This is a genomic window from Clostridium fungisolvens, assembly GCF_014193895.1.
In the GTDB taxonomy this organism is placed as follows: Bacteria; Bacillota; Clostridia; order Clostridiales; family Clostridiaceae; genus Clostridium_AR; species Clostridium_AR fungisolvens.
Map to the genome: position 1 here is coordinate 1,997,207 of NZ_BLZR01000001.1, position 13,334 is coordinate 2,010,540.

Annotated in this window: 8 protein-coding genes; 5 read left to right on the forward strand and 3 right to left on the reverse strand. The window is 29.8% G+C overall.

What is annotated here, in order from left to right; translation table 11 throughout:
- Nucleotides 1-287 precede the first annotated feature (287 nt).
- Nucleotides 288-3,002, forward strand: a complete 2,715-nt coding sequence (locus bsdtw1_RS08475) for a PAS domain-containing sensor histidine kinase (RefSeq protein WP_183277148.1) — start codon at nt 288-290, stop codon at nt 3,000-3,002.
- Between the two features lie 189 nt (nt 3,003-3,191).
- On the opposite strand, the gene bsdtw1_RS08480 is transcribed toward bsdtw1_RS08475, so the two are convergent.
- Nucleotides 3,192-3,416, reverse strand: coding sequence for a hypothetical protein (locus bsdtw1_RS08480; RefSeq protein ID WP_183277149.1), 225 nt, complete (start codon nt 3,414-3,416; stop codon nt 3,192-3,194).
- Nucleotides 3,417-4,337: 921 nt separating this feature from the next.
- On the reverse strand, nt 4,338-6,065 hold the full coding sequence (locus bsdtw1_RS08485) for a methyl-accepting chemotaxis protein (protein ID WP_183277150.1): 1,728 nt from the start codon (nt 6,063-6,065) through the stop codon (nt 4,338-4,340).
- Between the two features lie 521 nt (nt 6,066-6,586).
- Here bsdtw1_RS08485 and bsdtw1_RS08490 point away from each other — a divergent pair.
- Together bsdtw1_RS08490 and bsdtw1_RS08495 are read left to right on the forward strand one after the other, a co-directional pair.
- Nucleotides 6,587-6,781: a hypothetical protein gene (locus bsdtw1_RS08490; RefSeq protein WP_183277151.1), complete on the forward strand. Its 195-nt coding sequence runs from the start codon at nt 6,587-6,589 to the stop codon at nt 6,779-6,781.
- 279 nt (nt 6,782-7,060) lie between these two features.
- Nucleotides 7,061-8,347: a helix-turn-helix domain-containing protein gene (locus bsdtw1_RS08495; protein WP_183277152.1), complete on the forward strand. Its 1,287-nt coding sequence runs from the start codon at nt 7,061-7,063 to the stop codon at nt 8,345-8,347.
- Between the two features lie 755 nt (nt 8,348-9,102).
- Here bsdtw1_RS08495 and cooS read toward each other — a convergent pair.
- Nucleotides 9,103-11,235, reverse strand: coding sequence for an anaerobic carbon-monoxide dehydrogenase catalytic subunit (gene cooS, locus bsdtw1_RS08500; protein WP_183277153.1), 2,133 nt, complete (start codon nt 11,233-11,235; stop codon nt 9,103-9,105).
- 611 nt (nt 11,236-11,846) lie between these two features.
- On the opposite strand from cooS, the gene bsdtw1_RS08505 reads away from it, so the two are divergent.
- On the forward strand, nt 11,847-13,019 hold the full coding sequence (locus tag bsdtw1_RS08505) for a S53 family peptidase (RefSeq protein WP_183277154.1): 1,173 nt from the start codon (nt 11,847-11,849) through the stop codon (nt 13,017-13,019).
- Nucleotides 13,020-13,178: 159 nt separating this feature from the next.
- Nucleotides 13,179-13,325, forward strand: a complete 147-nt coding sequence (locus bsdtw1_RS08510; RefSeq protein WP_183277155.1) for a hypothetical protein — start codon at nt 13,179-13,181, stop codon at nt 13,323-13,325.
- The last annotated feature ends 9 nt before the right edge of the window (nt 13,326-13,334 follow it).

The following is a 13,334-nucleotide window of genomic DNA, read 5'->3' on the forward strand; positions in this document are numbered from 1 at the left end:
CAAGGGAAAGGGTCGAAAAAGAAGACTAAATAAAAATTATTGGATATATAAGCTGATATTTATAAAAATAATCCATCTGGAATCAATTTCTAGGTGGATTATTTTTATGTATTAGGCTTTATTTATTAAAATAAGTAGAAAATTTAACCATAATTATGATTGTGTTTAATATAGTATTAAAAAAATAATGTGAAATATGACAAAATGTAGAAAAAAACTCAATATTATAGTATATTTAATGTATATTACAAATATGTTGCAAACTGTTAAAGTATGGAGGGGGAACATTGGACGCAAATTTAATTTTCAACAAGATAGAGCCATTCATAGTAGAAGATAAAGGGGTAATAACAGAAGTTGATTATAGTCTATTGCAGTTAACTGGTTACAATGAAGAGGATTTTCTTTGCAAGAATATAAATGAAGTATGGAAATTATTAACCAAAACAGATCTAGATGTTTTGAAGTTGAATAAAGAAATAATTATTTTTACCAAAGATTTAGAAGCTAAAATTGTAACTATTATAAAATGTGAAGAAAACTTTAGTAAAAAAGTTTTATATAAATTTATACAAAAATATGAATTGAGTTTTGAGGAAAGACATGGATTTTTGGAAAAGTTAATAATTGATGAGAGATTTGGTATTGGGATTCACTTAGCTCAAGACTTTACCTTAATAAAATCAAATGAAACTTTTTTGAAATTCTTTGAACAACCATTCAGAACTAAAGAAATGTGTTATGGAAAAAAACTTAGTGATTTGATTCCTAGTTTTAGCGGATCAAAGGAAGAAACAATATGGAAAGGAATAGTAAGTTCAAATCAATCCTGTTATATGTCTGAGAGGAAAGGATTATTGCCAGATAATGATAGATATTGGGATTATAATATAATACCTATTTCAGAAGATGGAGAGGTAAAATATGTTGTTGCCATGATTGAGGATGTTACTGCAAGAGTTTCAAGTAGAGAACATATAAGAGTTAAAAATGAACAACTAGAAGCTGTTTTCGATAGTGTTGAAGATATAATAATTATGGTGGATAAAGATGAAAATTATTTAGGTGGAAACAAATCATCGAAAGCGCTATATGACTTATATAAGAGAAATAGAAAACTAGAAGATGCACGGTTTAAAGTCTACAATTATGATAGAGAAGAAGTAAGTTTAGAACAGCTAGATTTGAATTTAGTACGTGAAGGTAAAGCTATAAAAAATACGAAAATAATAGTAGAACTTGAAAATGATATTAAATATTATGAACTCAGTGGTAATCCTATATTTGATGAAAGTGGGAATGTATCATATGGTGTTTTTATACTTCATGACATTACTAAAGAAGTAATAAGAACAAAAGTTATTGAGAAACAGAATAGAGAATTAGAAGCTATTATTGAATGCGTAGATGATGTTGTAACCGTGGTAGATAAAGATGGTCGATATATTCGAAAGAGTACAAAAGAAGGAAATAAATATGTTAGAGATAACCAAGTTTTTTCTCACATTTCTTCAAATACCAAGTTTTATGATTTTGATGGCAATTTAATTCCTGTTGAACAATTATGTACAGCAAGGTTACTACGTGGTGAAAAAATTAAAAATTATAAAAGCATGACAACTGTGGATGATGAAGAAATTTACATAAGTGTAAGCGCAATCCCAATCTTTGATGATTTAGGACAGTTTGAGATGGGAGTTATGGTAACACACGACATTTCAGAATTGATGCAGTCTTATGTGAAAATAGAAAAACAAAAAAAGGAACTTGAAGTTATCATTGAAAATATGAGAGACGGATTAACTGTACTTGATAAGAATGGGAATGTTATAAGGATTAATAAGGCATTCACAGAAATTATGAAAAAAGGAATGACTGTAAAGCCTACCTTTAGTTATGTTTCAGAGACCATGAAATTTGGACAAGTGTATTATAATGAAAAAGGGGAGGTTTTATCAAAAGAGGAGCTTCCTTCAATCAGAGTTTTGAATGGTGAGAGAGTAGAACAACAGAGGGTTATGGTTAAGAATGGAGCGAAAAACTATTATGTGGATTTCTATGGAACACCTATTTATGATAAGAATGGTCAGTTACAATATGGTATTATAATAGGTCATCATATCACTGAAATGATGGAAAAGGAAAAAAAGATCAGAGAACAGCAAGAGCTACTATATAAAGCAGAGAAAAGTAGAAGAGAAGCTTTAGAAAAGGCTCTTATAATGAAGGATGAGTTTATATCCTTAATTACTCATGAGTTCAAGACGCCTTTAAATGTTATATATTCAGCTATACAACTAATAGAACACGTATATATAAAGGAAATTCCAGAAAGGGTAAGTAATCTAATAGGTAATATAAAACAAAATACATTTAGGCAACTTAGGTTAGTAAATAACCTCCTAGATATAACAAGATTAAATTCAGGTCATTTCAAGATAAATCTAAAAAATGTAGATATAGTTTATTTGACTGGAATGATTACAGATTCAGTAAAGTTATATGCAAATCAGAAAAAAATCAATTTATCTTTCAACACAAATGTGAAAAGTAAATTTATAGCAATGGATGATGAAAAATATGAAAGAATAATATTAAATTTACTCTCAAATGCCATAAAGTTTACTCCGGAAGATGGAGCAATTTCTGTAACTATCAATGCAGATAATGATAAAGATCGTATTTTTATTATTGTAAAAGATACTGGGATTGGTATACCGAAAGCTAAGAAAAATATAATTTTTGAAAGATTTGGACAGGTAGATAGTAATCTATCAAGACAAGCCGAAGGAACAGGTATTGGCTTATCACTTGTAAAACTTTTAGTGGAAAACTTGGACGGAACCATATCAGTTGAAAGTGAGATAGGAGCAGGAAGCTCATTTACAGTTGGATTTCCTATGAAAGAGTATGTTGAAAATGAAAAAAACTATAACTGTGTTGACGCGGATACTAGGCTAATAACTGCTATTAGTGTAGAGTTTTCAGATATTTATTTTTGATTTTTGTAGCATTTTTAAATTATTCCCTCAAAGCACAGAGTAGTTTTGAAAATAGATTTTGGATTGAAGCGTTTAATATTTAAATTTTATGATAATAATTAAGGATTTAATGTTTAGATATATGAAAAATACTGCTATTTTTAATAGCAGTATTTTATTTGCTAGGCAAAAAATGTAGAAGCTAAAATGTTATTCCCATTCTTCTATGTTTTCTGCACCATCAAATTGTTCAACTGCCCATTCAATAGCTTCAGTACTATTTTCAAATCTTTTATGAGTATTACTTACATAGGCATACGCTGGATTATCGTCAGCTGATTGTATTGTGATGTTTTTATCCTCACCTATAATCTTTACCTCACCATTTGTTTCTAAAAAGTCACTTAAGCTTTCTATTAATTCATTCTCATCCATTAATATCATCCTTTCTTGGTAATAATTTGGTGATTTAGTTAGCAATAAATATTATTGTACATATACCTATATGATTATTCATTCTAACTAAAAATAAATTTATTTTATGAAAATGTATACATTTAAGACTATACCGCCTGTATTTAAATCTCAAGTTTTAAAGCCAGCTAATTGTATAGAGTTCCTAACTCAACTATTAATTTATACATGCCAGAAAATCCCCAGAAGCCGGGATTTTCGAACAAGTATAAATTAAGTTTCGATATAGGAACTCTTTAATTGTACTTAGACAAACTTTAGAAATTGATAAAAACTTGAAGCAGTGTATCTTTAATAATAATAGGTATGCAGTGTTATAGGTATATAGTCCTACAAGATAACAAAAATTAAGAACAATTTTAAATTAGGATGAAAACAATTGAAATTTAATTTGTTTTTGCTAAAGAGTAAGAACAGATATATAGTTAAACAATATTTATTAAAAAATTGGGCTAAATTATTATTGAATTTAAATATTACGAAGTAAGGCATTTATGCATATAATAGATATCAATGAAGAATTTCACTATAAGCTTATTGAAGTAACCTATATCCAAAATTATTAACCACAAGAGACGAAAAAACTAGCTTCTTATGAAAAGTTTAAACACCAGAAGAGATATTTAGGAGAGATAGATTATGTTAATGTTGTGTTACATTATAGGGATAATATTATCAAGTATTTTTATTTTTACTTTAGCTAAGGCTTCAGTTAAGAGGAATGGTAAAGGATAATATTTTATTTGTGGGTGAAATCAATCTTATACAAATATAATTAAGAACGCTATTAAAAGATTTTGGAAAAACTAATATTTTTAATCTGAATAAATAAAGGCCATGCATAAGCAAGTTTATTGATTACGCATGGCTTATTATTAATAATTATTCAACTTTAAATTTATTTACAACATTGTTAAGTCTATCAGTCATATCTTTAATATTTTTCATATTAACTTTTACTTGGTACATAATAGCAGCTTGTTCTTCAGTTGAAGCAGCTGCCTGTTGACTACCAGCACTAAAACTTCTTGATATATCATCAAGTTCATGAATCCTATTTAAGGAATCCTTACAAGTTTGTTCAATTATGTATATAGAACTAATAATTTCTTTTATTTTAATATTAGTGTCAACGCTTGATCTTTGAAGATCTGATAAATAACTATCAACCTTATTTACAGAAGCTACACTTTCATTTGCATGTCCGACGCCTTTTTCAATTGCTTTCATTGCATTCAAGATTTCATTTTGCATAGAATTTGCAATTTCACTTATTTGACTGCTTGCATTACTTGATTGTTCGGCTAAATCTTTAATCTCATTTGCAACTATGGCAAATCCCTTACCTTGTTCTCCAGCCCTAGCAGCTTCAATAGCAGCGTTGAGTGATAATAAGTTAGTCTGACTAGTTATTTCTGAAATAGTTTCACTAAAAGCATTAATCTCTTTTGATTTGCTATCAAGTTCTTTAATAATTATTGCAGTGGATTCTATAGTATCTGTTACTGTAGTTACTTTTTCTATAGAAGTTTTAAATAGATTTAGAGCAGCTTTAGTATTATTTAGTGATGTATCAGATGAAGAAGAAACAATGTTAGCTTTTTGAACTGAATTTTCAACTTGCCTAAAAACTTCATCCATTGTTGTTGAAACTTCATTAATACGATTTGTTTGCTCTAAGGAACCTGTAGCTATTTCATTTATAACTTGAGTAATTTCTTCTGCTGTATTACTTGTTTCAGTAAAACTTTTATGCATTTCGGTTATTTCAGAATTAACTTCCTTAGTATTATTTTTTATCTCACTTGTTATAACAGAAATGTTATTAACCATTTCTCCGAAAGACTGAGTTAACTCGCCGATTTCATCATCGCCGATTTTATCAAATTTTATTGTCAGGTCACCATTTTTTATTAACTCCGCTTTCTTTTTAAGTTTATTTAAAGAGCGTACTAAGAAAATAGAAAAGATTTCGCCGATAATTATTCCAACAACAATTATTGCAACTACAAGAACACATATATTAAATTTAAATTTATTAAGTTGATTAACCATAATGTTGGCATCGAAGTCAGCAGCAAGTACTCCAACTATATTACCTGAGGTATCTTTAATTGGAGTATATGCAGAAATAAGATTTCCCCATTCATCTGAATGAAATTCATATCCTGAGGTACCATTAAAACTTTCTTTAAAAATATTTGTAACTGATTCTTCTTCATTACCTAGTGCAGAAAAGTTTTCGTCATCTGTAGGTGTACCATCAACCACATATATGTATTTGTTATCATTAGTCTTACGCATCGTATATAGATATTTCAGACCAGTAGATTTTCTTATATCGCTTAGATGTGATTGAAGACTTTTGTAATAGTCTGAATTCATATCTTCTTTATTTTGGAGATTACTAAATTCTTTTGCGTCAATTGTGCTTAAAATAGATTTAACTATATTTAATGCTGTATTACCTATTGTAGTTTCTATATTCTCTTTTGTCTTATAGTAAGTATAAATACCTACTGACAGTGAAGAGAATAATACTAGAATAATAAAACCTCCTATAATTTTATGACGTATTGATAACCCCTTTTTTTGCAATTGCAGCCTCATGTTTATGCCATCTCCCTTTAGACTAATTATCGTAAGTTGTAATATCACATATATCATAACAAAAAATGATATTATTTGACAGTTAAAAGTGAAAATTAGTATCGTATTTTAAACTTTATCTAAAATAAATGAATGATAATTATTTTAAAATATCTTAATAATAATTAATTACCATAAATATAATATAGAGAAATAAATGTACAATAAAATGAAGATTAAAGAATTACCGGTTAAATCAAACTTAAGAAGTTATTGGCTTAGTTTATTTGAAAATTAGGCTTCAATATGCAAGTAGTTTTTAAAAAATAGACTAATAGAAAGATGAACTTTTAAATACGAAAAAATTGCCACAAAACTAAAGTTCTTTAGAGATGTAGTAGAGATTTTATGCAGAAGTTTTTTGAAACTAGATTATTAAAATGTATAAATTTCTTTTAAACAAGATTTGATCTGTTTTAAAACACAGCACGTAGAAGATGTAACATAAATGTTCTAACATTTCCAAAAAAGAGGTGATGGGTATGGCGAGAAAAGAAAAAGTTTATGATATAGAAAAGGTTTTATTTTTATATCAAAAGTATGGTTCGTTAAATGCTGTAAGAATGAGAACAGGTTATGGATCGCAAAAAATTAAGGAGATACTCATAGGAAGAGGAATAGAGTTAAAAAAATATATACCTGAGAGATGGGATTTTAAAGAAAAAATAAGATATTAGGGATGCATAGGGATGAGGGCTGTGGCTTCGTCCCAATTTTTGAATAATGAACTTTTGCCATAAAATGGTTAAAGTTGCAGGATATTGATACATTAAAGCTTATTTATTGATATATTTTTATTGTTGAAATATTTATAATGAACTTTATTTTATAAAAACAGTTAAATTCAAATAAATTAATAAAAATTTCCATGTTTTACTGCCTTTTTATGAAAAAATATGTATAATTATTAGTGGAAATACTAAAAAAATTAACATAACATTTAAGAGGTGATCAAATTGAATTTCTATTGTCCTAGTCAAAAAATAAAAATTATGAGAAAAAGATTTCATATGAATCAAATGGAGCTAGAAGATACAAAGATGACTAGAGCTTTTATCAGCATGATGGAAAGCGGAAAAAGAAAGGTGAGTAGGGCCAGCTCCAAATTGCTAGCACAAAAATTTAATATCAAGGCAAAAGAACTGGGACTGGAATTAGGTTTAGACGACGAGTATTTTTCAAGAAAGCCTTATGAAGATGCAAAGATTTACTGTGAGAATGAATTACTGAACGAAAATGATTATGAGCAGTTAGAAGAATTGTTAAATATAGCCTTGGAGTTTAAGTTAGATTATACTTCTGCGAAGGTATATATAAAAGAAGGAGATAGATATTTTTCAGAGCAGGGGTACAACACAGCTTTTATAAATTATGTAAATGCTTTAGGTAAGCTAAAGGAACTAAAAGAAAATAGAGAACAATCATATGTTTACAATAAGATTGGACTTTGTAAGATAAATATAAAGGAATATGAGGAGTCAGTATTTTATTTCAATCAAGCAATTAACTATGCTAATGAGGAAAATGATGAAATCTCTTTTGCTGAAGCTGCATATAATCTAGCTTTAGCTTATTCGTATATGGAAAATCATATAAAGAGCGTAGAAATATTGGACAAATCTATTTTAAGTTCCAGTATTTTTGAAAAGATAGATTTTAACTTTAAAATGAATATAAAAGTCTTAAAAGCAAAAGAAATTTATAATTCAGGAAAAAAAGAAAAAGCAGTAGAGGAATATATTTCACTAATAAAAGAACTGCAGGATAAGAATGATGTTATATTATCTAATGTTTACAGTCTTTTAGGTGATTATTACTTTGAGATTTCTAATTTGCATGAAAGTTTAAAATACATTAATAATGCACAAAGATTAAAGGGAAAATTGGATAAAGGATCTTTACCAAATACCCTAAAAACAAAAGCAAAAATATTTTTTAAACAAGGATTATCTGATGAAAGTATTATGATACTGGAACTTGCTATGAATATATCAGAAGAACTTAATGATTTTAACATGCTTATAGCTATCTATAATGAGTTGATAAAGATTTATAAAGAAATAAAGGATGCTGATAGAATTATAGAGATGTCAAATAACCTAATTGAAATTCTAGATAAAAATAATTTTGAGAAAGGAAAAGATATTGCGTTATGTAATCTAATGGAAGTTGCTATAAATCAAGGAGATAGTGAACAAACAAATGAAATCTTAAGTAAATTAAATATTTTACTTGGAAAATAGATTCTCTGACATATAAATGACACAAAAACTATTTATAATCAGAAATGTAGAGCTTTTCATGATCTCCTTATAAAAGTATTTTCACTTCGGTGAGAATGCTTTTTTTATTCTTTAAGAAATTGTATTTTAGATAAAAGAATGGATAAGTATGTGTAGACTGTATAAAACAAATTTATTTATTTATATTTAATTAAGTAGATTGTAAGCTTAAGAATATTAGAAAAGCATATAATTAAAATATAGCAAGTTTATGTTAATAAGAATTAAAATTACTTGTAAATAGTAAAAAAACAGATTATATCTTAAATAAGATACTCGTAAATGAGTAAAAGTATAATAAAAAATTAATTTAAAGTTTTGCCATTAAATTGTCACAAAGGAGATATATAATAAGCTTGTAAAATTTTTTTCATAGAACTCCTTTTTACAGCACCTTCATTAATTTGAGGGTGCTTACCATTTGGACAAGACTTGATTTATAACAAGTAATATATCCGTTTTAAGTAATACGACAAAATTATAGAATTTTTGTTTCTAGAAATTTCAAGTACTTTTTTAAAAAAATTTAGCTTATGCATACCGGCTTCTGCTTTAATTGTTAAGTTTATATATGAATCCTTAAAATAAAAATCTTTTAAACAAATATAAATTAAGTTCTGAAAGAAGGAAGCCTAAAACATGAATTTATATATGAATTCATGTTTGTATGCATAAGCTGATAAATTAAATGGGACTTAAATAAAAAGTTATTTAGTCTATTTTAAACCTAATTCTTTACGTTTCTTTTCTATATGGTCTACATATATTTGGATTGTTTTTTCTGCATCCAATTCAACAACAACCTTACCAAGTCCAAGGGATTCAGTTGTTTCAGTTAGAGTTTTTACAACTACATCACTGCCAGTAATTGATGGAACAGGGGCAACATGCACTAGCCAACCAAGAGCAACAGCAGTACAAGCGTCTGCAACGGCTTTTTGTTCAAGGTATTCTGGTGCACCAATTACTAAAGGAAGTTTGTTAGTGTCTACACCAAGAGCATCAGCAAGTTCTTTTGCTGTATGAGTCATTTTTCCTATATCAACACATGCACCATATGATAAAACTGGAGGTATTCCAAGTTGTTTACATACAGCTTTTAATCCTTCACCGCATTCGTCAGCAGCTTTTGGATTTGTGAGTCCAGTATACTCCATAACTGAAGAAGTACAGCCACCTGATAATACAAGGATGTTATTTTTAATTAAGCCTTGAGTTATCTTGAAGATATTGCTTCCGCCTTGACCGAACCTTGCAGTAGTACATCCAACTATAGTTGCAATTCCTCTAATATTACCATTTGCAATTTGTTCTATAAGTGGGTCAAAACTTCCACCTAGAGCATTTCTAACAGATTCTGTACTGAAGCCTACCATACAATCAGATGTATGTGATGGAATATATATTTTTTTGTTTTCAGATTTACGTTTAGTAAAGGATTCGATTGCTAAATTAAGAGCTTTTTCTGCTTGTTCTTTCATCTTTTCTGGGATAAAATCTAAGGTTTCGGTTCCTTGAAGTTTTATAACTGGATGGGTGCTCAATAGTTTAGTTCCAAAACGTTTTGCAAATAGAGGCATAGTTGGAACAGTACAGTTATAATCAAACATAAACATATCCACAACACCAGTTGCAAGTAAGTACTCTTGAGATAACCATTCGCCTTCTTGACCACCATAACCTAGTTGATTATGTGTGCCTTCGTAATTCATAAGTTGTTGGCCTTCACATACATGGCCAAGAATTTGTATACCCTCAGCTCCGGCATCTTTTGCTTTTTGCTGCCATTCGTCAGTTGATGCTAGATCAATTGCTACATGAGATAAAAGTGGCATATGTCCATTGGTAACTATATTTATCATATTTTCTTTTAATAAGCCCATATTTTGTTTCTTATGTGCTATTTCTTGTGTTCCCATAAGTATCTCTTGAATTATATCTAAAAGGAATAATCCTTGGTATTCATTAGCAACGCCTAGTCTAACACTATTTAATAGGAATTCAATAGGATCTGAGTTAAAGTTGGTCATACATCTAGTTTGAGCGAAACCGACTTCACTATAGGCTCCCCCTGGGAATAAGCCGAGATCTCTCCAAAGTTTTTTTCGCTTTGTAGGAGCAAATGCTTCTACTGTTTTTGATTCTATATGATAAGGTGAATGTATATCTGCTATAACCCAATCAGCGAAAGCTACTGCTAGTTTTTCTATTGGTTGATTTATATCTAAACCAGCCATGTCAGCATATTTTTTTAGTTTTTCAGGATCCCTAATCTTCAATCCACTTTCAGGATGCTCGCCAGCAGCTTTTAAAGTTCTTGCAGCTTGGTGACAATGAAATACGTTTGCAGAAGTACCAATAGTAACATGTCTGTATACAAAGTTTCTAGCTACCATAGTATGTGCGTCAACACCACAGGTTCCTCTCGGAACTTTTTCACTTATTCTACATGGGCCATTTGCACAAAGTTGGCAAGAAAGTCCTTCAATACAAAATTTGCATTGAATTGGCTGTTGTTGACTAAATCTATCAAATACGTTTGTCATTCCTGCATCATGTACTGCTTGATACATCTCTCTCATAGCTGGGTCTATGATTACATTTAATGGATAGCCTTCTTTTGATTGATCCCCTTTTGCTACATGGTCTCTTTGCCATTTATGCAAATCTTCACCCTGTGGTGATTTTTCGATTTTGTCATAATCAATTTTTATCCTGTTATGTATGTCTTGATGTGTGTTTGGATCATTTGAATGCTCATTTGTTAGCTTAGTGCCAAAAGTGGTATTATCACCTCGCATGGTTTTTGCAGCATTCTCAAAAGACTCTTTAATATCCTTGTCTGACATTTGATTTCCTCCTATGTATTATTTTATTATAGCGACTTACCACTTCGTATTGGAATAAGAAAAATATAGTGGTAAGTCGCTATAATAGAAATTTCAATATATAGAATGTGATTAGCGAAAATAAATTATTCATATTTTTCTATATTAGGGTTATTTTTTTCTTAATCGAAAAAATGACTAACTAAATAATTTATAACAAACCGACTTGCTATATGACAAGATTACTAAAATAGCGAATTTGTGTAATAAGTGTATATATTTATTGAATGAATCATTTATAGGTATAGTTTTGGAAACGTATAGATTATTATTTTATGAAATTGATTAGATTCCTGGAAAGAATATATACATTGTAATTTTTTGTATGTATAATATATACATATTTATATATTTGTTACTTATATTAGTCTTTGCTATGATAAAAGTAACTGATATGAAAAGATATTGTGTGTTTGCCTTGGGGCTTATTTGGTGGACAACATATATCAGCTATTTAAACTGTAATGTTGACTTATGTTATTACTGGATTAATTATTTTGAATTTTATGGATTATTTGAGGTGCAAACACTAAGTTAGCCTTACAGAAAAAATATAAAGGGGGTTCATTATTATGAACAAATCATTAAAAAAGCTTATGACAGTAAGCCTTATCCTTGCAACAGCAGCACTGCCTACAAACACTTTGTTTAAACTTCCAGTAGAAGGAGGTATAAACATACAAAACACTTGGAAAGCGCAGCCTTTAATTAAGTTAAAGAATTCTGCAGCTTTAGCAACACCATCTGGATTTACACCTTCACAAATCAGAAAAGCTTATGGGGTAGACAAAGTTACGGCTACAGGCGTAGGACAAACTATAGCTATTGTAGATGCCTATGGAAGTCCTACTATGCAAAATGACTTAACTGCTTTTTCAAACCAATTTGGGCTGGCTCAAACGACTATAACAATTGCGTATCCAACTGGTAAGCCAGCTAAGACTGATGGTGGTTGGGCGCTTGAAACTGCCATGGATGTTGAATGGGCTCATGCCATAGCACCGTCAGCAAAGATACTTTTAGTAGTTGCAAAATCTGCAAGTACATCTGATTTAGTAGCTGCAATAGATTATGCAACAGCAAATGGAGCTACAGTAGTATCTAACAGTTGGGGGGGAAGCGAATTTTCTAATGAAGCAAGTTATGATAGTCATTTCGATCATTCGGGAATCTCATATTTAGCATCTTCCGGCGATAACGGAGCAGGAGCTTCATGGCCAGCAACTTCTTCAAAAGTCATATCAGTTGGAGGAACAACATTAAAACTGGATTCAACAGGTAACTATTTAAGCGAAACTGCATGGTCAGGTTCTGGTGGAGCAACAAGTAGTTATGAAGCTATCCCTACTTATCAAAGTAATTGGACTAGCGTTGTGGGAACACATAGAGGTGACCCGGATATTTCTTGGCTTGCAGATCCTAATACAGGTGCAGCTGTTTATAGCACAACAAGGTATAATGGACAGTCTGGCTGGTTTGTAGTTGGAGGAACAAGTTTAAGTGCACCTTCACTAGCTGGAGTAATAGCATTGATTAATCAAACTAGAGGAGCATCCCTTTCAAGTTCAGAAGCATTAAGTAAGTTTTATAGTGTAGCTGGTCTTTCAGGAAGTGCTGGCTATACAACAAACTTCCATGATATTAATTCAGGTAGCAATGGTGGATATACTGCTACAAATGGTTTTGATTTAGTTACAGGTTTAGGTACTCCTAAGGTTGATCAATTGGTGAATAATATTAAGTAAAATATACTTATTGAGTTAGTTTTTAAGAATATTAGGTAGCTTGTATGTTAATGAATTCATACAGGCTACTTACTAATTTATAGATAAAAAATTGTATTTACTGACTGTGATGGATATGGTAAAATTAGTCTATATTTTTAAGAATTGGAGGTGAAAGATATGGTGTATTTCTTTTTAGAAAATACTATTTTGGATAGATTACCTTTGTCATTATCTGGGATAACAAATGCTGATTTTGGGTTAAAGGGACAGGTCTGCCCAAAATTGAATATTGTGCTTAAAAGGAATGCTGTATCTTTGCCATAAGAATAAATT